Source organism: Halomonas sp. M1, assembly GCF_029581375.1.
Lineage (GTDB): Bacteria > Pseudomonadota > Gammaproteobacteria > Pseudomonadales > Halomonadaceae > Vreelandella.
Genome location: NZ_CP121119.1, coordinates 1245331 through 1264826, shown reverse-complemented (window position 1 = coordinate 1264826; position 19496 = coordinate 1245331). Strand labels below are relative to the sequence as shown.

Sequence of the window (19496 nt, the reverse complement as noted above, 5' to 3'; positions counted from 1 at the left end):
TACAAGCACAAAATACAAGCACAAAAAAGCGGGCGACCATTCTAACAGATGGTGCCCGCCTTGCTGGGATTGATAACGGTTTTTGCTATTCGTCGGGGTGAAACTCTAGCGAAACAGAGTTGATGCAGTAACGCAGTCCAGTCGTCTCTGGGGGGCCGTCGGGGAATACGTGGCCAAGATGGGCATCGCAGTGGGAGCAAACCACCTCGGTACGCTGCATCCCGTGGCTGGTGTCTGTATGCTCTTCCACGCATCGTTTGCCAAGCGGCCTGTCAAAGCTGGGCCAGCCGCAGCCCGCATCAAACTTGTGTTCATTTTCAAACAGCGGCGCATGGCAGCACACGCAATGGTAGATGCCTTGGGCATCGCTGACCTGATAGTCGCCGGTGAATGGCCGCTCGGTTCCCTTTTCTCGCGCTACCCGATACTGCTCGGGGGTGAGCTGTTTGCGCCACTCGTCAATGGATTTTTCTATTTTCGCCATGGGGATCTCCTCTCCCTCTGGTTACCGTTAATCAGAGGCTTGATAAGCAGGCTAGCGTATCACCTACCAGAGTGACAGTAGATAACCTGCCTAGGTTCAGCATGTGCTAAGGTCAGAGAAATCGCCAGGTTAGGGATTACACGCTAACAGCACCGCCGTTGCTGGGTGGAGCGTGGGTACGCTCAATCAACCCATCGGCTTAGCCTTCCACTGGGCGAGTAATCATGGGATGGCCGTTAGGGCTGTAAAACTGTTTCGATTTCAGAGTGCTTGACACAAAGTGAGGCTCTGAGTAATATACGCGCCACCTCGACGAGGCAATGAAACGTCCCATTCGTCTAGTGGTCTAGGACACCGCCCTTTCACGGCGGTAACAGGGGTTCGAACCCCCTATGGGACGCCACTTACATCGTCAGGTTGTCGGAATTGCGGGAATAGCTCAGTGGTAGAGCATCGCCTTGCCAAGGCGAGGGTCGAGAGTTCGAATCTCTTTTCCCGCTCCAAAACGTCCCATTCGTCTAGTGGTCTAGGACACCGCCCTTTCACGGCGGTAACAGGGGTTCGAACCCCCTATGGGACGCCAATCCGATCGCGAGTAGTGCAGATTAAGCGGGAATAGCTCAGTGGTAGAGCATCGCCTTGCCAAGGCGAGGGTCGAGAGTTCGAATCTCTTTTCCCGCTCCAAGCAGTCAAATGCTTACAGCGTCCCATTCGTCTAGTGGTCTAGGACACCGCCCTTTCACGGCGGTAACAGGGGTTCGAACCCCCTATGGGACGCCATCTCGCACATCTCAGTAGTGCTTGTTGTAGATCGTTTGCATCGCGGGAATAGCTCAGTGGTAGAGCATCGCCTTGCCAAGGCGAGGGTCGAGAGTTCGAATCTCTTTTCCCGCTCCAAGCAAACGTACTCTTTTCTTCCCATGTCATCAGTACATTTTCTCCATTTCTATAACGACGAATCGCACCTAAGTGGCGATATTTTTGCGTGGCTGCTTTTCAAGCGGCTTGAAAAATATATGAATGCCCCGATATTCCTTCATCTAGCTCGTTTTTTGTGCTCCCCATTTGCTGACAGGACATGTTCATGGCCGAACCGGCATTGTCTATCCGTGGCCTCACTAAAGTGTATGGCAACGGCTTTCACGCGTTAAAAGGTATTGATCTCGATGTCCAACAAGGCGACTTTTTTGCCTTGCTAGGCCCCAATGGGGCGGGTAAATCCACCACATTAGGCGTGGTGTGTTCGCTGGTGCAGAAATCGACAGGCAAGGTGTCAATTTTTGGTATCGATGTTGATAAAGATTTCGCCAAAGCTAAGTATCAGCTTGGCGTGGTGCCCCAGGAGTTCAACTTTAACCAGTTTGAAAAAGTCCTGGATATCGTGTTGGCCCAGGCGGGTTACTACGGTATGACCCGTAAGGAAGCGCTGCCCCGCGCCAAGCAGCTGCTTAGTGATCTTGGGCTGTGGGATAAGCGCAACGGCAGTGCACGTATGCTCTCCGGTGGTATGAAGCGTCGTCTGATGATTGCCCGTGCGCTCATGCACCGCCCAAAGCTGCTGATTCTTGATGAGCCAACAGCGGGAGTGGATATCGAACTGCGTCGGAGTATGTGGGAGTACATGCGGCGTATTAACCGCGATGAAGGCACCACCATTATCCTGACCACGCACTACCTCGAAGAGGCCGAAAGCCTATGTCGCAATATTGCCATCATTAACCACGGTGAAATTGTGCGTAACACCAGCGTGCGCGAGTTATTGGCGGAACTGGATACTGAAACCTTCCTGCTCGATTTAGCGGCACCGGTTGACCAAGCGCCCAGAATTGAAGGGTTTGAGATTCTGCAGATTGAGCCTTCCCAGCTGGCGTTGGTCATTCATAAGGGCCAGGAGCTTAACGATGTATTTAGCGCGTTAAGCGAGCAGGGACTCAAGGTGGTTTCCATGCGTAATCGCGCTAACCGCTTAGAGGAGATGTTTGTTTCCATGGTGGAAGGAAGCCAGCAGGCGATTGACCAGCGCGAGCCGCAGGAGGCGCAGGTATGAATGCAACCCAAACCCTCATTGCGCTGTGGACATTAGTACTTAAGGAGATCAAGCGCTTTACGCGAATTTGGCCACAAACCCTGCTGCCGCCGTCCATCACCATGGCGATGTACTTCATTATTTTTGGTAATTTAATTGGCTCGCGCATCGGTGATATGGACGGGTTCAGCTACATGGACTTCATTGTCCCTGGGTTGATTATGATGTCAGTGATCACCAATAGTTACTCCAACGTGGCCTCAAGCTTCTTTTCCAATAAGTTTCAGCGTTCTATAGAAGAGATGATGGTCTCGCCGATGCCTAACTGGGTCATCTTATCTGGCTTTGTTTTGGGCGGAATGGCTCGAGGGCTGGGAGTGGGCCTGATTGTAACGGTGGTTTCGCTGTTCTTTACCCGCTTAACTATGGAGCATCCGTTGCTCACGGTATTAGTTGTCGTACTGACCTCGGCACTGTTTTCCATCGGTGGTTTTATTAACGCGCTGCTAGCGAATAAGTTTGATGATATTTCTATCGTGCCGACGTTTATTTTGACCCCGTTAACCTACCTGGGCGGCGTGTTTTACTCGATTTCGATGCTGCCCGAGTTTTGGCAGGGCGTTTCAATGCTCAACCCCATCTTGTATATGGTTAACGTCTTCCGCTACGGATTTTTAGGCGTTTCTGATATTCCGGTAGGCTGGGCGTTGGCCGCCATCTTTGCCTTTATCGTTGCGCTGTTTATGGTGGCGCTTACCATGTTAGAGCGTGGCAAAGGCATCCGCAGTTAATCGTTTTACCGTATACCTTAAAGAGTAAACGTAATGGCAGAACGCCCAGACACCTTAGAACACGCGCCGCTTGGGCGCGATTCCGCTTATCCAGAACAGTATGACGCTGGGCTTTTATACCCTATTCCCCGGGCAGCTAACCGTGCCCCGCTGGGGATTGAGGAAGGCAAGCTACCGTTCGTGGGGGAAGATGAGTGGCACGCCTTTGAAGTTTCCTGGCTGAACGGCCGTGGTAAACCCATCGTAGCCGTTGCTCGCTTTCGTCTACCCGCTGACTCACCCAACTTGATCGAGTCCAAATCTTGGAAGCTTTATCTCAATAGTCTTAATCAAACTCGCTTTGCCAGCCAAGAAGAAGTGCAAAGCACACTGATTAGTGACTTAGCCGCAGCGGCGGGGGCTTCTGTTGGCGTAGAGTTGTTAGCGGTAGATGACAGTGAGCTTGCCCCCCAGCGATTGCCGGGGGAATGTCTGGATAACCTGGATATTGAAATAAGCGGTTACACCCCTAGCGCGCAGCACTTAATAGCAGGCGAAGAGATCGTCGAAGAGACGCTGTATTCCCATCTGCTGAAATCTAACTGCCCTGTGACGGGCCAGCCTGATTGGGGCAGCGTGATGATTCGCTATAAAGGCCCTAAAATTGACCGCGAAGGGTTGCTGCATTATCTGATTGGCTACCGGCAGCACCAGGACTTTCACGAGCACTGCGTCGAGCACATCTTCACCGATTTAATGGAAAAGATTAAACCAGATGAGCTGCTGGTGCTGGCCCGCTACGTGCGGCGTGGCGGGCTAGATATAAGCCCTTGGCGGGCAACGCCAGGGTTAACACCACCCAGCCCCCTGCGCCTAGCTAGGCAGTAAGCGAGCGGCGCTAACGTAGCGCCCAACGATAAATGAAAAGGGGAGTGATAATGGATGCACTAACGCTACTTCATGAACGCAGTTCCATGGGCAAACTGACTGAGCCTGCACCCAGTACTGAACAGCTTAGCGCTATTTACCAAGCGGCGCTGCGCGCTCCGGATCATAAAGAGCTGCGCCCCTGGCGCTTTATTGAGTTTATCGGTGAAGGGCGCGAACGCCTGGGCGAGCTGTTTGCAGAAGCGGAGTTTCAAGAAGACCCTCATGCCAGCGACGATACGCTCAATGCCGCGCGCAAAAAGCCGCTGCGTGCGCCGATGATAATCGCCGTGATTGCCAAGGTAGCGCCTGATGTTCCCAAAGTGCCCAAAATTGAACAGGTGATTTCTGCTGGTTGTGCCGCCCACGGTATTTTGCTGGCTGCCCATGCGTTGGGTTTAGGCGCCATGTGGCGCAGTGGTAAATACGCCTTTGACCCTGTGGTGCGCAAAGGCTTAGAGCTTAACGAAGAGGATGAAGTAGTGGCCTTTATCTATTTGGGTAGCTTAGCTGGCCGCCACAAGCCACTAGCGCAGCATAACCAGGCCGACTTTGTTGAGCGTTGGGGTTAGCACTTGTGGAGTTAACACACAGGGATATTCTATGAGCCAGTTACGCCAGCCGGGAGTGCCTTACCCACGCCTGCCGCTACCGAAAAGCCAAGAAGACCTTACCGCCTTTCAGCAGTGGCTAGGCGAGGCGATTCCCATGGTGGGCTCGCTTGGCATTCAAAGCATGGCCCAAGAGGAAGGAGGGCTGAGCTGGCAGCTAGCGCTTAGCCCCAACCTAAACGATAAAGGCACGGGCTTTGGCGGCGCGCTCACCGCGCAAACCACGCTACTGGGCTGGTGTTGGGTAACGCTGTGGCTGCGTGCCCAGGGGTGGGCACAAGATGTAGTGGTCGCCGAAGCCCATCAGCGTTTCCTTGCTCCAGTCACCAGCGACTACCGTATTATTTGCTCCCCCAGCGACCCTCAAGGCCCAGAGCAACTAGCGGATAAGCTAAATACACGGGGCAAGGGCAGCATTGCACTGACCCAGAAGCTCTACTGCGGCAACACGCTCTGCCTAGAAGCTAGCGGGCGCTACGCCGTACTGCCCGTTGGTTAAATCTTTAAAAGGCTTGCTATTTTAGGGTTTGGGCAATAAAATATGCGCCGTTCTGTTGGGAAAGGCAACGCCCTAACAACCGAGCAAAAAGTGGAGAGGTGTCCGAGTGGTCGAAGGAGCACGCCTGGAAAGTGTGTAAGTCGAAAGGCTTCGAGGGTTCGAATCCCTCCCTCTCCGCCAGAACATCCCGAAAAAGCCCGCTATGAGCGGGCTTTTTTGTGTCTGCTTCCCAGAAAACAATATCTTACGATTGCATGGCGTTTTATGCGCTTGCATCGAATCGCACCCAATCACATACTCTATGTTGGGTAGGATGTTGGGTCAGTGTTTTGGGGGAGACAATGCCGAAAAAATCAAAGGTGCTTTCTGCACTTGAAGTGAAGCGAATAAATGCGCCTGGGCTTCACTCAGTGGGTGAAGTGGATGGCCTGCACTTGCGGGTTACGCCTGCTGGCGCACGGTCTTGGATATTGCGCTACACCACCGGGGAAACACGGTACGCCAAAAGTGGAAAGCCCTACAAGGTGCGCCGTGATATGGGGCTTGGCAGTTATCCCTCTGTTACGTTGGCAATGGCCCGAGACAAAGCCCGCCTAGTGCGTGAAAAGCTAGATGCAGGCGTTGACCCGGTAACTGAGCGTAAAGCCGCCAGCCAAGCCCGCCAAGCTGCTGAGCTAGCCCGCTTAACCTTTGAAGATGCCGCCAGCGCAGTTATTAAAATCAAGCAAGCCGAAGCGCGTAATATCAAGCACGGCAAACAGTGGGAAAGCACGTTAGCCGCCTATGCTTACCCTACGCTGGGCAAAATGGCCGTTTCAGATATTGAGCTGGTGCACGTTAAGCAAGTGCTGCAACCGATCTGGGAAGCAAAAACGGAAACCGCTACCCGTGTAAGGCAGCGCATTGAAGCGGTATTGAATTGGGCCACGGTGAACGGCCATCGCAGTGGCGACAACCCGGCACGCTGGAAAGGCAACCTAGATAACATCCTGCCATCACCCAACCGGGTGGCGAAAGTAGAACACCACCGCGCTTTACCCATCGACAATATGCCCGCCTTTTGGCAAACGCTTTCTAAGCGAACGGGCGACGCGGCTACCTGTTTAGCCTTCACCATATTAACGGGCTGCCGATCTGGTGAAGCCCGTGGCGCTACTTGGCAGGAAATCGACCTCGAAGCCGCTACCTGGACCATACCCGCTGAGCGCATGAAAGCAGGTAAAGAGCATCGGGTACCGTTAGCCCCCGCTGTTATTAAGCTATTAAAAGCGCAGCCAAAAGGGCATAACCGGGTATTTGTAAGCCCACGGGGGAAACCGCTTTCAGACGCGGCAATGTCTGCCTTGCTGAAACGCATGGGGGAGAGCCACCGGGCCACTGTTCACGGCTTCCGTTCTACCTTCCGTGATTGGATAGCAGAGCGCACCAGTACCCCCCACGACATAGCAGAAATGGCGCTGGCGCACACCATCAAAAACGGTGCAGAAGCGGCTTACCGTCGCGGCGATATGTTGGCCAAGCGTGCCCGCGTTATGCAGCAATGGGCTGATTTTGTCACCACGCCTGCACCTGCTGGCGCTGGCAATGTCGCACCGATCCGGGGAGAGGTGGTCAGCGATGGATGATGAGCTGAAGGCTATTCAGGATGATCTAAATAACGTGCTTGAGCGGTTGGGAAAATACATTGAGGGGCGAAATACTACTTATAAGGTATTAGAAGCGGAGACACCCCATTGCGGCGACCCAAAGGCCGAAATGAGAGACTGCCTTTACTTGTACTTATCTAATGCAGGTTTTGACAACCTTGAGAATGCTATTTGTCGTGTGTCTGCTGAAAGGATGGCGGCAATATTAGAGCGTAACCGTAGAATGCGCGAACATGGAAAAGTAAAGGGGAAACTGTTATTTGCATTGGAGCAACTCGTACGGCATAGGCCGTTACTGGCTAATTACAGCCCCAATACAATGATTCAACCAGAAGACATGGAAAATCTGGCTGAAATGGCCGCCCGCTACCTTAATCAGGAGGATCAATACTTGGGTGAGTACGGTAGCGAGCAAGCTCTTAAAAGAAAGGGGCGTCGTGCTAGATATGCGTTAGAGCAGCGTGAAAATGCTATTAATGAGTATATAAGGCTACGCAGAGAAAAAGGTCCAGCGGCTTATCCGTTATCAAGGGAAGCATGCCAGCCGATTGCAAATAAATATGGCATTGAAAGCGGGCAAGCTATTGTAGATGCCATTCGTAAACGCCTAGATGATCCAGTTTTTGAAGGATTAATGTATTGCAGAACGCTTAGAAAATACCTTTCAATCAATGAATAAGGTTCATGGCAGGTAACTTGAATTTTACCTGCTACATCACACACCACCTATCAAGCCATCCTAGCCCCGTACTCAACATGCGAGGTTATGCAACATGGCAGCTACCACCCAAGCCCCCGCCAGCTACGGCGAAAAAGTTAAAGTTTGGCTAACCGTCAAAAACCTAGCTAACCGCTTCGATACCCACCCCTCAACTATTTACCGCTGGGCACAGCAAGGCCGGTTTCCTAAGCCGGTCAAGTTGGGGGAAAACTTAACCCGCTGGGCACTCTCGGACGTTGAAGCTTGGGAACAATCCCAGCGGGAGGCTTGCTAATGCTTGCCAATACACCGCGATGCAATTACGCTAAGGGAGCTGGCGCAAAATCGTCAGCAGGGTTTGGCGACCCGAAATCACAAAGGCGCAACAGCGCCCACCGCATTCATGGCGCTTTTTTTATGCCTGTAATGCGTCAATGGTGGCTGTGCGTGGGAGACCTACGGGTCTGCCGGTTTTACCTTTGTGACCGGTTCGCCAACCTGCGTACAGCCGCCTCCAATACTGTTTGGCGACAGTTGGGGACGGCTCCAAATCACAAAGGAGCTTCACCCATGGCATCATTACGCCTGTCCAACCTGATTACCCGCAGTTTATCCAGCCGTGCCGAAGCGCATCGCCAAATGGCGAAAGCCGCACTATTTGCCGATTCCAGCACGCGCACCCGCCTTAAGCGTTACAACCACCACATTGAAAAAGCCCAACAGCTAGAAGCCCGCGCCCTAGAGACTGCTAAGCGCAGCGTAGGGGGCTTAGCATGAAATTAACCACACCCCAGCTAAAGCGCTTGCTTGAACTGCTAGCGCCTTTCCGCACCGACCCCATCACTAAGCCCACCATTGAGCAGGCACTTAGCCGCGTGCGTAGTGAGGTGCTGTCGTGAGCCAATGTCAAATACCCCAACCCTACCGGGACGCCATCGCCCGTATTCAAGCGCTGGCGCTGACGACCAGTACCCAAGGCAGCTATTGGGTTAGCGTCGATTTTTCGGGCGTGCTACTTCAACTGAATGTAAGCGTTAGCCGCTGTGCTGACCTGCACAACCCCACCGCTGTTTCTCAGACCTACAGCGTGTACTTGCCCCCTTGCCAACGCGCCCCGCATGACGCGCTTGAACAGCTTCAAGCCATTGCCCGCGAACTGGAAGCGCTGCTTCCTGGGGCGGTGGCTGCATGAACCGCCTTTTCCACTACACAACCCTAACGTTGCTCCCCCAGATACTGAACAGCGGCCAACTGCTGCCCCACATGGATGGCCGCTTTGAAACGCCATTGGTGTGTTTTTCATCGGCGTCATTTTGGGAGCCTACCGCTACCAAGCCCTGTCGGACTGACAACGCCCTGGTAAACCTCAAATTCTGGGAATACCGCGACCTGTTCGGCTGCATCCGCTTTGCCTTGCCTGCCGATGATAGCCGCCTGCTGACATGGCGCGACGTGTGCCAGCAAGCGGGCCTGTCCCGCGTTGAGCGTCGAAAGCTGGAAGCCGACGCCCGCAAGCGAGGTGGCGACCCTAAGCAGTGGTTTGCTGTGCCCGCCGCAATCCCCCTTACCGATATGTCCCTGGAAATACTCAGCATCAATGAGTGGAGAACCGTGTCATGACCTACCCAAGCGTAAAGGCTCAAAAGCAACTGGCTGAGATCCGCGATATTGCCCAAGCCCATGAACGTTTAGCCGAAATCATGGGGGATATTAACGACATGGGGGAAGGCACTACGGCACAGCAAGTAGAGGCTTGGTCGGTCGCGTTCCGCTGCATGGGTAAACGGGCGGCTGATATGGCCCAAGACCTGATTGAAGAAATCATTGAAGGTGACGGCGATGAGCTGGAATGGGGGCGCAATGCTGACTAGCACCCATGAAAAAGCCCAGCGCAATGGCTGGGCCTTCTCCGCGCCGCTGACCAAAGCAAACGCTAAACCTGAGAATAGCACACGGTATGGGGCGCGCCTATGCCTTGCCGATCTATGCCAACCCACTGGGGTTGGCGCTGGCGCTGAGAAGCCACGCACGGTAAGTGGCAAGGGGGCGGTATGACCAGCCACGCCGCCTTTATTGATCGACAAGCCCTTGCTGATGCGCTGCTGAGCTGTGGCCCCTGGAAGTGTAGCAACGACGATCAAGCCTTGATCGACCACGCCACCGCCCAAGCCCGCGCCGTTGAGCTGGAAACCGCACGGCTCAACGACCCTATTTACGCGCTGCAACGCGCCCGCCGCCGTGCCACCCAGCATCATCTAACCCCGCCCATGGGATATAGCTGCACCGGGGAACTGTTGCGGCTCGCTTGCCCATTGTGGTGGCGTCGGCAGCTTCGCCGCTTAACCAGCCGCCGCCGTGAGCAGCGGCAACGCCTGTTAGGTCGTACTCAGAAGCGGGCGGGTATCTACGTGAGCAACGAAGGCTACCGCCGCCGTATCGACCAAGCCACCCGAAATGCACGCCTACTGGAAGCGATCACCGCCACCAACCAAGAGGGCGACCAGTACACGCTGGCAGAACTGACAGAGCTTGGCCTGGCTAACCCTGAGTTTCGGCGGGCAGAGCTAATGCTGCGCATTGCTGACACTGAGCGGGAAGCCGACCGGGCCGGGCATTGCGGCATGTTCTACACCATCACCACCCCTAGCCGCTTTCACCCGGTACGCCAGAACGCCAGCCTCAACCATAAATACGCTGGCGCTGACCCGCGTGAAGCACAAGCCTACCTGCAAAACCAATGGGCCAAGGCCCGCGCCAAGCTAAAGCGTGAAGGCTTGGGTATTTACGGCATCCGGGTAGCTGAGCCCCACCACGATGGCACCCCGCATTGGCACCTACTGATATGGATGCGCCCAGAAGATGAAGCCCGTGTAACCGGGATTTTACGCCGCTATGCCCTAGAAGATTCACCGGGGGAAGTAACGCACAACACCAGCATCCGATTTAAAGCGGTCAAGATCGACCGGAACAAAGGAAGTGCAGCGGGTTACGTGGCTAAGTATGTGGCGAAGAATATCAACGGTAAGCAGCACAGCCGCAAAGGTGTACCGGGCGATAACCTCGACCACTACGGCCAGCCACTAGAAACCAGCGCCCCGCGTATTGAAGCGTGGGCCGCCTGCTGGGGTATTCGGCAGTTTCAATTTGTGGGCCTGCCGTCCGTCACGGTATGGCGTGAAGTGCGCCGCCTAAAGGATGAGCAGCGCGTTACTGATTGGGAAGCCGCCACCCGGCCAGAGCCAGAAGCCGCCGCGATACTGGATGCCATACGTAAAGCCGCGATTGCTGGCGCTTGGGATAAATACCTTTACCTAATGGGTGGGCCTATGCAGCCCCGCGCCGCTGCCCCTATTCGCCCATGGCGTGTGGTGCGCCAAACCGTTGACCCGGCCAACATCAACCCCATGAGCGGGGAATGGTCAAGCGACACGCTAGGGCGCTATGGGGAACCCATGGCTAGCACATGGGGTTTGGTGGTCAGCAGCCAGCTAGGGGAAACGGAATACCTTACCCGTTACTACCGCTGGACGTTTGAGCGCAAAGGTGAAGCAGCCGGGGTTGATTTTCAGCGCGTAGGCGAAGCCGCAGCGCCTTGGACTTGTGTCATTAACTGTACGCAAACCACCCCCAAAAGCACGCTTGATGATTGGGAATGGCATATCACCGAGTCGTTTAGGCGCATGTTCCCACCCCTGCCAAGGGAGCGGGTAAGCCGCATCCAACAGCAAGCCACCATAGATGCCCACCACTACCGCGTTATGTCAGTGAAACGACGCCTTGAACATGAAGAACGTGAGCGCTTGCGGGCCTCCCTTGAGGAAGGCCGCGAACTGCTGATAGCCATGCTGGCGCATGGGGAGCTGTCACCCGCTGATATTCCACCGGGGGTACTGGCATGAACAGTGACGCCTTACTTGCCCGCATTGCCCAACTGCAAGCCAGCGCTGGCGCTTCACGGTCGCAAGGCAAGCCCAGCAACCGACCACGACAACACCCACGGCGTGCCAACGTGACCACCCGCATAGAGCCATGGCTGGCGCTGATAGAGAAACGGTGTGGCCTGCTGGCTGAGGATAGGCGCTTTATTCGCCTGAGACTGGCCACCCAGCAACACAGCGATGCCATGCAGCTAGCCGAAGGGTATAGCGCTGCCTGGGAACAAGCCGCCATGCAGGAACAGCGCACCCACGTTAAGAACAACGCAGGCCGTCAAGCGGCTAACCGTTGGCTGAAAAGGGCGCTTGAGCAATGACCCGTTGCAGCCAGCCAAGCCTCGGAAAAAGCCTAGGTTCTTCTGACACCCAACAACCTGGGCCACGGGGGACAGCAGCCCCGGATTTCGGGAAATTTTCGGCTACCCAGCGTGTACCACCGCAGGTGGCCAGTATCCGCATAGCGATGCGGCTTATCACCTGTGCGACCTGTACACCAACCCCGGCTTACTCAGGCAAAGCATGTACAGGTGCCTCCCGGCGAAATGTACACCTCAACGTCACGCCACTCACTAGCCAAGGCCAGCGCTTAGCGCAGCCGGGAGGTGACGCCATGCGATAGCCCAACGCTAAAGAAAAGGCCCAATAAGGCCCGATTAACGGCAAATAAAAGTGGTATGAAAATGAAGAAACGCGGTTCCCAGATTTACCCAACCCAACCCAACAGCGGCGCGCCGAGCTGGCGCGAATGCTCAACGAAATGGCCAGCGCTGGCGACGTTAACGCCGCTGGCTGGCTGCTGCTGTTATCTGAAATGAAACAACCCAAAAGCGAGGCAACCCAATGAACAACGATTTAACCACCTGGATAGCATGGCTTGAACAGCACCAAGAAGCCCAAAAAGCGTTAAGCGCCGCCACTGTCAAAGCGTCAGAGGCGCGGCATCAAATGGAGACGGCTGAACGGCACCTCACGTATTTGACCCGGCAAGAACGCCCAGACGGCTTAATCATTGCCGACCCAGCTACCCCTGAGCAGGTTCAGAAGGTGACGGAACATCTAGCTAAAAAGTTGGAGCGAAGCGCTACACATCGTGATGATCCAATTCGCCAAGAGTTACAGCGCGCCTGGAACGACCTTAAGCAAACTCGCAGCCGCTTTGAGGAATCCCAAGCCGTTTATGCTGAATGCAGTGAAGCACAAACTCAGGTAGAGAAAGCAATTGCCACCGCCCGTAAGGCTAGGCCAGAGGCTTCACCGAAGGCGCTGGAAGCGGTTACTCAGGCAATGGTCGATCTTCAACAGCGTGTCGATAAGATCAACGCTACGGTTGCAGCCATGAAAGATAGCGATAGCATCGCCGCCGATCTGGAAGCCCAAGCCCGTAGAGCTGCCGAAGAAGTGGAACGCCTTGAAGCAAGCGCTCTGCTAGGCGAGGTAGACGAAGCCGCCAAGGGGCAGGCCACCACCACGCTAGCGAAAGCCCGCAAAGCAGCCGAGAAAGCAGCCGAACAGGCAGAGAAACAAGCCGCTGCGCGCCGTGGGTTGAATAAAATGCGTGATGACCTTCAAGCTGAGCTGAGCGAGCTGGAAAGCCTGCAACGTGGTGTAGGCTATGAGGTCGGTAAAGCCGCCATGGCAAAAGCAGAGCGCGAACTACTGGAAGCTATCGAGGTGGCAGGGCTGCAAGGTCGTGTGGCGGCGCTGAATGAAGCCCGCGATGAAGCGAACTTCTACGCCCCTGAGGGCACTGGCTACAACAGCGCTCACATTGAACTAAGGCTTTCACCCTTCTACATGGTGAATGCACCTGAGTTGCTTGAATACTAGCCAGTAGGCCGCTTACCTAAGCCGCGAAGAGTAGCAAGCTTCGCGGCTTTTTTGTGGCTGCCGCCGGCGCTCCGACATGCAGGAAAATGAAAAAGGTACTCCCCCACCTACCCCGCCAGTACGGGGGCAATCAGTCGCGGAATTTGCCTATGTACGGCAAATTTTCAGGGGTTGGTTGTTGTTTCTTTATCACCCCATCATGCCGCCTATGGCTCTATGCTCTGCATGCCGTGGCCACCGTTTCATAAATGCCACATTCAAAGCGCTATCACGCTGATTTAACGGGCCTTTAGGCGAGCTGGCGTGAAGCCGAAAAGTTGCCCGCTTGCCTCTATGCTAGCCGTCAAACTCTCCCCACCGTAGGCACGCGATACAACAACCCAAGGTAACCCAGCGGCATGATCTGGGGCGCTCCGGGCTGGTGCTTGGCATTCAGGTGATTTTGTCACGGTATGGGTCACACAGGGCCAGCTAGGTAAGCGTAGGCACTTAGCCAATGGGTTATGGGGCGAAGCCCCATGCAGCGAAGCGGTAACGACAAGGCAGGATAAGCGAGGCGGCTTATTGGTCAACCGTCCACCACCCAGCCGCAAGCACCACCGCGCCTTTCATTGCCAAACAGGGGTTAATAAAGCGGTTTACTGTTGGGTAAGGGCACCCAATAAGCGGTTTGCTATGTTATATAGGCGTTTAACGTTGCATCTAGTAGCAGCCAAGCACTACTATTTATGTTGGGTAGGATGTTGGTAGGGTTTTATTTTGTTATTTAAATTATTGTTTTTATTAGTGGCGAAGCGGACTCCCTCTCCGCCACAGAATATAGAAAAAGCCCGCTGAGCAATCAGCGGGCTTTTTTGTTTTTTGAGTTTGAGCATTCCCTCTCGTTGTCCTCTCAGTGAAATACCTTTGTGTGTTATCTGTGCGAGTAACTCTGCTTACCCCCATTCTCCACGCTGGCCACGAATCCCATGTTTGGTGCGTTGTCACCCATGTGAGTCACAGCTTGCAGGGGTTACGCTGCAATGATCGCCTTGGCCGACTGTAATAACGTCTATGTCTCTTGTGAGCGGGTGTTTAACCCGGCACTAGAAGGGCGACCGGTGGGAGTGCTTTCAAATAACGATGGGCAAAGGCTCTTGTAATGGCTGGGCGCTGCGCAGTGAGAGATGCATGCCACGATACACGCCTCAGTTGAATGCGCTGTTGATGTTAGTGAGAGCTGTCTTAGGAATGTAATACATTAAAATAACCAACTTGGCCATTTCTGTGCTGTGGCTGCATTGTGCCAAATCAAAGCCCAGCAGTAAGCTCCAAATCCAGGCCTGCATAGTCCGCAGGTCAAATAACAATTACTAAAAAAGTCAGGAGAAACGCAATGTTCAAGAAAACCGCTATTGCCGCGTCTGTCATGATGATGTCGATTACGACGGCTCAAGCTGAAACTACCTATCGCATTGGCATTACCCAAAACAACGTCGGTGTCGATAGCTACCAAACGACGTATGAGCGTGCATTTGAAGCGGCGGCAGCGCGTGAGGAAAATGTGGATATCGTGGTGCTAGACGCGGGTGGTGATGTGGCCCGCCAAATCGGCCAAATGCAAGACCTCATTCAACAGCGTGTCGACGCCATCATTATTTGGCCAACCAACGGCCAAGCGGTTATCCCCGCGATTCGCCAAGCGCATAGTGCTGGCATTCCTGTCATCGTGACCAACTCTAAAATCGCTGAAGCAGGCATGGAGTTTATTGCTGCTTTCTCTGGGCCGGACAACGTTCAGCAGGGCATTTCCTCTGCTGAAATGATGTGCGATGCCTTGGGGGGCGAGGGTCAAATTGTTCAGATTTCCGGCCAGCCTGGCTACACCACGGCCATGGAACGTGCAGGTGGGTTTGAAGATCGCTTAGCTGAAGCTTGCCCAGGTGTCGAACTGTTGGAAACACAGCCCGGTAACTGGAACCGTGAGCGTGCCCAGCGGGTAATGGAAGATTTCCTAACGAAATATGACCATATCGACGGTGTGTATTCGGGCGACGACAACATGGGTGTAGGCGCTTTAAATGCCGCTAAAGGCGCGGGGCGTGCAGGCGACATTATCTTTATTGGGGCCACAAACTTCGCGGTTGGCTACGACGCGATTGCCCGCGGTGAATATTACGGCTCTATCTACCAATCCCCGGTGGATGATGCAGAAGCAGCGCTGCAAACCGCACTGGATGTGTTAGCTGGCGAAGATCTTCCGAAAATGAACTTCTTTGATACACCGAAAATCACCGCAGAAAACCTTGAAGAGTTTGATCGCCCGGTTTTCTGAAGATAGGGCGCATTACCCAGTATTGATGATGTAAAGACAACTCAATACCGATGGGGTGCGCACCTGAATGCAGGCTTCCTGCGCTGGGAGGTGCCGCTAGTGTGACGATAAACATCGTGCATCGTCATCTTTATAGGTGCCTCCCTAGGTGATTTTTTTACAGGTGAATAGCATGGCTTCCACAGAACAAACAAAGGTTGGAGTGCCGTCAGGAAAGCTTAGCAAAGCAGGTGTGCTGAGTTTTTTATCGGCTCAGGGCATTCTCATTTTTTTCCTGATCGGCATGTTCGTTTTTTCGTTTTTTTCTGAGCAGTTCCTCTCTCAGTCAAACATGATGACCGTTGTTCGCCAGGCATCCATTATTGGCATTATCGCGGTGGGTGTCACTGTGGTCATTATTGGCGGCAACTTAGACCTTTCCGTTGGCTCAATGCTGTCGTTCTCCACCGTCCTAGTGGTGGATCTACATGACAAAATTGGCCCCACTAACGCCATTCTGTTGATGTTCGCGCTGACCTTAATGCTCGGTGCCGTTAACGGATTTTTGATTGGTTTTCTACGACTCAACTCGTTGATTGTGACGCTGGCCATGCTGTCAGCCATACAAGGGTTTGTGCTGATTTATAGCGGCGGCCAGAACGTCGATATTGCCAATCAAGAGAATACCTGGTTTGCCTTCTTCGGCCGTGGGTTCGTGGGGGGGATTGCGGTACCGGTTCTGATGTTTGGTCTGCTGGCTATCGTGATTCAAGTAGTGATGTCCTACACCGGATATGGGCGACGCATCTTTGCCGTGGGCGGTAATCCAATGGCGGCCGTGTATTCGGGTATTCGTAAAAACTGGTGTGTGTTCAGCACTTATCTAATTTCCGCTTTCTGTGTGGCGTGTGCCGCCCTGGTGCTTGGCTCGCGGGTCATGGGCTCGCAAAACAACGTAGGGCAGGGGTACGAGCTACTGGTGTTGGCCGGCATCATCCTGGGCGGCACAAGCTTGCTAGGCGGTGCAGGCAGTATCTGGAAAACGGTGATTGGCGTGTTGATCCTCGGCTTTATCCAAAACGGCCTGCTGTTGATGGGCTACCCCTACTACATCCAGTGGATCGTGACCTGGGTAATTATCATTCTGGCCGTATGGCTGGACCTCGCTAACAAACGTAAGCGCTTGTTTACGAGCCACTCATAACGCGGAGGAATGCAAGATGACATCAGTAAAAGGGTTCTTCCGTGGTAGAGCGAAAATACAGCCGATCTGGGTATTCGTTATTGCTCTGTTTATCTTCTTTAGCGTTATGTCGGAGTACTTCCTGTCATTTGGGAATATCAGCAACATTCTGGTGCAGACCTCAACGATAGGCCTGATTGCCCTAGGCATGACCTTTGTGATGATTAACGGCAACATCGATTTGTCGGTGGGCGCGATACTGGGGCTTTCCGCTTCTCTGGCGGTGGGGTTGCAGGAAATGAGCATGACGCTGGCCATTCTCGCTGCGTTAGGCTCAGGTATTTTGCTGGGTGCTCTCAATGGCTTGGTTGTTTGGAAAACCGGTGTTAACGCGTTCATCGTAACGCTAGGGGCCATGCTGGGGGTCCGTGGCTTGATCTTTCTATACACCGGTGAGCAGTCTTTCTTCGCCATGAACTTTGCGTTCGCCGATTTCGGCACAAGTACGATCGGGCCGGTTCCCGTTTTGGCCATCATCTTTCTGATTTGTGCGCTGATCATGCATCTAGTGTTGACGCGCACCAGCCATGGCCGCAACACCTTTGCCGTAGGCGGCAACCCTGAAGCATCGATTGATGCGGGTATCCGCCTAGGCCGACACATGATGATCAACTTCATCATCGTAGGGTTTTTCGCGGCACTCGCGGGTGTGCTGCTTGCCAGCCAAATGGGGGCCGCCACGCCTAATCTAGGCCGAGACTACGAGCTTTGGGTGATCACGGCGGTAGTGCTAGGCGGCACGAAGTTAACCGGTGGCTACGGCAGCATTGTCGGCACGCTAGGCGGCGTACTGGCCATCGGTATTCTGCGCAACGGCATGAATTTGATGCAGGTACCCGCTTTTTACGTACTCGTTATTCTCGGCGCGATTCTCATCTCTGTGTTGATCATTGATAAGAAGCTTAATGCACCCTCGGCCAAGGAGGTGCGGATATGAACGCCTCTTCAACGCAATCACGTCAGCCCATCGATGCAGCACCCATCCTAGAACTTAAGGGCATCACGAAACGATTCCCCGGTGTGGTCGCGCTTAATAACGTTGATTTTGACGTTCGCCCCGGTGAGGTACATGCCTTGCTGGGTGAGAACGGGGCTGGCAAATCGACCCTAATGAAAGTGCTGGCCGGTAAGCACCAGGCCAACGAAGGCAAGATTATTCTGGGTGGCCAAGAAATGGCCTTCGAGAACCCCAAGCATGCCAAACGCGCGGGGGTCGTACTGATCCATCAGGAGCAGTCGCTGGTCGCTGAAATGACGGTCGCCGAAAACATCTTTCTCGGCAGCCTACCCAGAAAGTCGTTCAATCGCGTGGATTGGCGAAAACTGCGGGAGGATACCAATAAGATTCTTGAGCGGCTCAAGTGCGGTTTTCAGCATGACGATGTAGTGGGCTCGCTGTCGATTGCCAAAAAGCAGATGGTGGAAATTGGCAGGGCGCTCGCCTTTACGCCACAGGTCGTCGTGTTTGACGAGCCCACGGCATCGCTCACTGACTACGAAAAACCAGTGCTTTATGAGGTGATCAATTCGTTATGTGAGCAGGGGGTGGGCATTGTGTATATCTCCCACCGCATGGATGAGATTTTCCATCTATCCCATCGCATTTCAGTGCTGCGAGACGGCGAGTACACCGGCACGGTCAATACCGCGGATACCAACGAAGACGAAATCACGCGGATGATGATCGGCCGCAGCCTAACGCTTGATCATGCCAGCAAGCCCAGTGATTTTGGCGACAACATGCTGGAAGTACGCCACCTGTCAGTGAAGCGTGTTTTTGAAGATGTCAGCTTTAACGTTCGCAAGGGCGAGATTGTTGGCATGTATGGTTTGGTCGGCGCAGGGCGCTCAGAGGTGGCCGAAACTATTTTTGGCCTGCGTAAACCTTCTGCTGGTGAGGTCGTACTTGATGGTGACGTGGTGAATTTTCGTAACTCCCACGATGCGGTAATGAACGGTGTCGCGTTAGTGCCAGAAGACCGCAAAGATCAGGGCCTGATTCTGGGCATGAACTGTCGTGACAATATGACATTGGCAAGCCTCTCTAGCGTGTCGTCATTAGGCTTTATGACCAGTGCGAAAGAGCGCGAAGTCTACGACAAATATCACCAAGCCATGAAAATCAAAACCCCCAGCTGGCGCCAAAAGGTCGGCAATTTAAGCGGTGGTAATCAGCAGAAGATCGTCATCGGCAAGTGGCTGCATACCCAGCCTAAATTGCTCATCCTCGATGAGCCAACGCGGGGGATTGATGTCGGCTCTAAATCTGAAATCCACACCCTCGTCAAAGACTTAGCCAAATCCGGCTACGCCGTGTTGGTGATCTCTTCCGAGATGCCCGAAGTGCTGGGTCTGAGTAACCGCATTATCGCGATGTACGACGGCCGCGTCACCGCAGAGTTTGATGGTGACAACGTCAGTGAGGACGCGTTGGTGCAAGCCATTACCGGTATGGGAAAGCAGGCGCAGGCGAGCTAGCTCACCTGCTGCGATTAGTGTGCTGGCTAGCAGCTAAAGGCTAGCGAGCACACAGCT

23 protein-coding genes and 7 tRNA genes are annotated in these 19496 nt (G+C 54.1%); 28 read left to right on the top strand and 2 right to left on the bottom strand.

Going from position 1 to position 19496, the window contains the following annotated elements; translation table 11 throughout:
* Positions 1-85: 85 nt before the first annotated feature.
* A complete protein-coding gene (gene msrB, locus P8S54_RS05710; protein WP_281443596.1) occupies positions 86-484 on the bottom strand; it encodes a peptide-methionine (R)-S-oxide reductase MsrB in 399 nt (132 codons plus the stop codon).
* A gap of 327 nt (positions 485-811) precedes the next feature.
* Here msrB and P8S54_RS05705 point away from each other — a divergent pair.
* The 24 genes from P8S54_RS05705 to P8S54_RS05590 all read left to right on the top strand — a co-directional run bounded on the left by P8S54_RS05705 (position 812) and on the right by P8S54_RS05590 (position 13425).
* Positions 812-887: transfer RNA gene (locus tag P8S54_RS05705), tRNA-Glu, on the top strand.
* Positions 888-912: 25 nt separating this feature from the next.
* Positions 913-987, top strand: a tRNA-Gly gene (locus P8S54_RS05700).
* Positions 988-991: 4 nt separating this feature from the next.
* Positions 992-1067: transfer RNA gene (locus tag P8S54_RS05695), tRNA-Glu, on the top strand.
* Between the two features lie 26 nt (positions 1068-1093).
* Positions 1094-1168: transfer RNA gene (locus P8S54_RS05690), tRNA-Gly, on the top strand.
* 20 nt (positions 1169-1188) lie between these two features.
* A tRNA-Glu gene (locus tag P8S54_RS05685) sits at positions 1189-1264 on the top strand.
* A 42-nt stretch (positions 1265-1306) separates the two neighbouring features.
* A tRNA-Gly gene (locus P8S54_RS05680) sits at positions 1307-1381 on the top strand.
* 187 nt (positions 1382-1568) lie between these two features.
* On the top strand, positions 1569-2531 hold the full coding sequence (locus P8S54_RS05675) for an ABC transporter ATP-binding protein (protein WP_281443595.1): 963 nt from the start codon (positions 1569-1571) through the stop codon (positions 2529-2531).
* Positions 2528-3301, top strand: a complete 774-nt coding sequence (locus P8S54_RS05670; protein WP_009096974.1) for an ABC transporter permease — start codon at positions 2528-2530, stop codon at positions 3299-3301. Before P8S54_RS05675 ends, P8S54_RS05670 begins: the two co-directional genes overlap by 4 nt.
* Positions 3302-3334: 33 nt before the next feature.
* The gene (queF, locus tag P8S54_RS05665; RefSeq protein WP_281443594.1) at positions 3335-4168 is read left to right on the top strand and encodes an NADPH-dependent 7-cyano-7-deazaguanine reductase QueF; all 834 of its coding nucleotides are present in this window, start codon (positions 3335-3337) and stop codon (positions 4166-4168) included.
* A 50-nt stretch (positions 4169-4218) separates the two neighbouring features.
* Complete coding sequence (locus tag P8S54_RS05660; RefSeq protein WP_281443593.1) at positions 4219-4779, top strand: nitroreductase family protein; 561 nt, start codon at positions 4219-4221, stop codon at positions 4777-4779.
* 31 nt (positions 4780-4810) lie between these two features.
* Positions 4811-5317 carry a YiiD C-terminal domain-containing protein gene (locus P8S54_RS05655; protein ID WP_281443592.1) on the top strand — a complete coding sequence of 169 codons (507 nt, stop codon included), beginning with the start codon at positions 4811-4813 and terminating at the stop codon, positions 5315-5317.
* 92 nt (positions 5318-5409) lie between these two features.
* A tRNA-Ser gene (locus P8S54_RS05650) sits at positions 5410-5497 on the top strand.
* A gap of 161 nt (positions 5498-5658) precedes the next feature.
* Entirely contained in the window at positions 5659-6942 is a 1284-nt protein-coding gene (locus tag P8S54_RS05645; protein WP_281443591.1) for a site-specific integrase, read from the top strand.
* Positions 6935-7642, top strand: coding sequence for a hypothetical protein (locus tag P8S54_RS05640; RefSeq protein ID WP_281443590.1), 708 nt, complete (start codon positions 6935-6937; stop codon positions 7640-7642). Before P8S54_RS05645 ends, P8S54_RS05640 begins: the two co-directional genes overlap by 8 nt.
* Positions 7643-7736: 94 nt before the next feature.
* A complete protein-coding gene (locus P8S54_RS05635) occupies positions 7737-7958 on the top strand; it encodes an AlpA family phage regulatory protein (RefSeq protein WP_281443589.1) in 222 nt (73 codons plus the stop codon).
* Between the two features lie 275 nt (positions 7959-8233).
* The gene (locus P8S54_RS05630; protein WP_281443588.1) at positions 8234-8440 is read left to right on the top strand and encodes a hypothetical protein; all 207 of its coding nucleotides are present in this window, start codon (positions 8234-8236) and stop codon (positions 8438-8440) included.
* Complete coding sequence (locus tag P8S54_RS05625) at positions 8437-8562, top strand: hypothetical protein (RefSeq protein WP_281443587.1); 126 nt, start codon at positions 8437-8439, stop codon at positions 8560-8562. Before P8S54_RS05630 ends, P8S54_RS05625 begins: the two co-directional genes overlap by 4 nt.
* Positions 8559-8855 (top strand): hypothetical protein, encoded by a 297-nt coding sequence (locus P8S54_RS05620; RefSeq protein ID WP_281443586.1) that lies wholly within the window; start codon positions 8559-8561, stop codon positions 8853-8855. The genes P8S54_RS05625 and P8S54_RS05620 overlap by 4 nt, the downstream gene beginning before the upstream one ends.
* A complete protein-coding gene (locus P8S54_RS05615; RefSeq protein ID WP_281443585.1) occupies positions 8852-9283 on the top strand; it encodes a hypothetical protein in 432 nt (143 codons plus the stop codon). The genes P8S54_RS05620 and P8S54_RS05615 overlap by 4 nt, the downstream gene beginning before the upstream one ends.
* Positions 9280-9534 (top strand): hypothetical protein, encoded by a 255-nt coding sequence (locus P8S54_RS05610; RefSeq protein WP_281443584.1) that lies wholly within the window; start codon positions 9280-9282, stop codon positions 9532-9534. The genes P8S54_RS05615 and P8S54_RS05610 overlap by 4 nt, the downstream gene beginning before the upstream one ends.
* Positions 9524-9718, top strand: coding sequence for a hypothetical protein (locus P8S54_RS05605; RefSeq protein ID WP_281443583.1), 195 nt, complete (start codon positions 9524-9526; stop codon positions 9716-9718). Before P8S54_RS05610 ends, P8S54_RS05605 begins: the two co-directional genes overlap by 11 nt.
* Positions 9715-11562, top strand: coding sequence for a replication endonuclease (locus P8S54_RS05600; RefSeq protein WP_281443582.1), 1848 nt, complete (start codon positions 9715-9717; stop codon positions 11560-11562). The genes P8S54_RS05605 and P8S54_RS05600 overlap by 4 nt, the downstream gene beginning before the upstream one ends.
* On the top strand, positions 11559-11915 hold the full coding sequence (locus tag P8S54_RS05595; RefSeq protein WP_281443581.1) for a hypothetical protein: 357 nt from the start codon (positions 11559-11561) through the stop codon (positions 11913-11915). The genes P8S54_RS05600 and P8S54_RS05595 overlap by 4 nt, the downstream gene beginning before the upstream one ends.
* Positions 11916-12438: 523 nt before the next feature.
* The gene (locus P8S54_RS05590) at positions 12439-13425 is read left to right on the top strand and encodes a hypothetical protein (protein WP_281443580.1); all 987 of its coding nucleotides are present in this window, start codon (positions 12439-12441) and stop codon (positions 13423-13425) included.
* Positions 13426-14147: 722 nt separating this feature from the next.
* Here the strand turns inward: P8S54_RS05590 and P8S54_RS05585 are convergent.
* Positions 14148-14300 carry a hypothetical protein gene (locus tag P8S54_RS05585; RefSeq protein WP_281443579.1) on the bottom strand — a complete coding sequence of 51 codons (153 nt, stop codon included), beginning with the start codon at positions 14298-14300 and terminating at the stop codon, positions 14148-14150.
* A 500-nt stretch (positions 14301-14800) separates the two neighbouring features.
* Here P8S54_RS05585 and P8S54_RS05580 point away from each other — a divergent pair, with 500 nt between their 5' ends.
* From P8S54_RS05580 to P8S54_RS05565, 4 genes are all read left to right on the top strand, one after another.
* Positions 14801-15739, top strand: a complete 939-nt coding sequence (locus P8S54_RS05580; RefSeq protein ID WP_281443578.1) for a sugar ABC transporter substrate-binding protein — start codon at positions 14801-14803, stop codon at positions 15737-15739.
* Between the two features lie 172 nt (positions 15740-15911).
* Positions 15912-16922, top strand: a complete 1011-nt coding sequence (locus P8S54_RS05575) for an ABC transporter permease (RefSeq protein WP_281443577.1) — start codon at positions 15912-15914, stop codon at positions 16920-16922.
* A gap of 16 nt (positions 16923-16938) precedes the next feature.
* Positions 16939-17898 (top strand): ABC transporter permease, encoded by a 960-nt coding sequence (locus P8S54_RS05570; protein WP_281443576.1) that lies wholly within the window; start codon positions 16939-16941, stop codon positions 17896-17898.
* Positions 17895-19439 (top strand): sugar ABC transporter ATP-binding protein, encoded by a 1545-nt coding sequence (locus P8S54_RS05565; protein ID WP_281443575.1) that lies wholly within the window; start codon positions 17895-17897, stop codon positions 19437-19439. Before P8S54_RS05570 ends, P8S54_RS05565 begins: the two co-directional genes overlap by 4 nt.
* The last annotated feature ends 57 nt before the right edge of the window (positions 19440-19496 follow it).

Coding starts and splice junctions, on each gene's coding strand:
- msrB (WP_281443596.1), bottom strand. CDS start 484: ATGGCGAAAATAGAAAAATCCATTGACGAGTGGCGCAAACAGCTCACC.
- P8S54_RS05675 (WP_281443595.1), top strand. CDS start 1,569: ATGGCCGAACCGGCATTGTCTATCCGTGGCCTCACTAAAGTGTATGGC.
- P8S54_RS05670 (WP_009096974.1), top strand. CDS start 2,528: ATGAATGCAACCCAAACCCTCATTGCGCTGTGGACATTAGTACTTAAG.
- queF (WP_281443594.1), top strand. CDS start 3,335: ATGGCAGAACGCCCAGACACCTTAGAACACGCGCCGCTTGGGCGCGAT.
- P8S54_RS05660 (WP_281443593.1), top strand. CDS start 4,219: ATGGATGCACTAACGCTACTTCATGAACGCAGTTCCATGGGCAAACTG.
- P8S54_RS05655 (WP_281443592.1), top strand. CDS start 4,811: ATGAGCCAGTTACGCCAGCCGGGAGTGCCTTACCCACGCCTGCCGCTA.
- P8S54_RS05645 (WP_281443591.1), top strand. CDS start 5,659: ATGCCGAAAAAATCAAAGGTGCTTTCTGCACTTGAAGTGAAGCGAATA.
- P8S54_RS05640 (WP_281443590.1), top strand. CDS start 6,935: ATGGATGATGAGCTGAAGGCTATTCAGGATGATCTAAATAACGTGCTT.
- P8S54_RS05635 (WP_281443589.1), top strand. CDS start 7,737: ATGGCAGCTACCACCCAAGCCCCCGCCAGCTACGGCGAAAAAGTTAAA.
- P8S54_RS05630 (WP_281443588.1), top strand. CDS start 8,234: ATGGCATCATTACGCCTGTCCAACCTGATTACCCGCAGTTTATCCAGC.
- P8S54_RS05625 (WP_281443587.1), top strand. CDS start 8,437: ATGAAATTAACCACACCCCAGCTAAAGCGCTTGCTTGAACTGCTAGCG.
- P8S54_RS05615 (WP_281443585.1), top strand. CDS start 8,852: ATGAACCGCCTTTTCCACTACACAACCCTAACGTTGCTCCCCCAGATA.
- P8S54_RS05610 (WP_281443584.1), top strand. CDS start 9,280: ATGACCTACCCAAGCGTAAAGGCTCAAAAGCAACTGGCTGAGATCCGC.
- P8S54_RS05605 (WP_281443583.1), top strand. CDS start 9,524: ATGCTGACTAGCACCCATGAAAAAGCCCAGCGCAATGGCTGGGCCTTC.
- P8S54_RS05600 (WP_281443582.1), top strand. CDS start 9,715: ATGACCAGCCACGCCGCCTTTATTGATCGACAAGCCCTTGCTGATGCG.
- P8S54_RS05595 (WP_281443581.1), top strand. CDS start 11,559: ATGAACAGTGACGCCTTACTTGCCCGCATTGCCCAACTGCAAGCCAGC.
- P8S54_RS05590 (WP_281443580.1), top strand. CDS start 12,439: ATGAACAACGATTTAACCACCTGGATAGCATGGCTTGAACAGCACCAA.
- P8S54_RS05585 (WP_281443579.1), bottom strand. CDS start 14,300: ATGCTCAAACTCAAAAAACAAAAAAGCCCGCTGATTGCTCAGCGGGCT.
- P8S54_RS05580 (WP_281443578.1), top strand. CDS start 14,801: ATGTTCAAGAAAACCGCTATTGCCGCGTCTGTCATGATGATGTCGATT.
- P8S54_RS05575 (WP_281443577.1), top strand. CDS start 15,912: ATGGCTTCCACAGAACAAACAAAGGTTGGAGTGCCGTCAGGAAAGCTT.
- P8S54_RS05570 (WP_281443576.1), top strand. CDS start 16,939: ATGACATCAGTAAAAGGGTTCTTCCGTGGTAGAGCGAAAATACAGCCG.
- P8S54_RS05565 (WP_281443575.1), top strand. CDS start 17,895: ATGAACGCCTCTTCAACGCAATCACGTCAGCCCATCGATGCAGCACCC.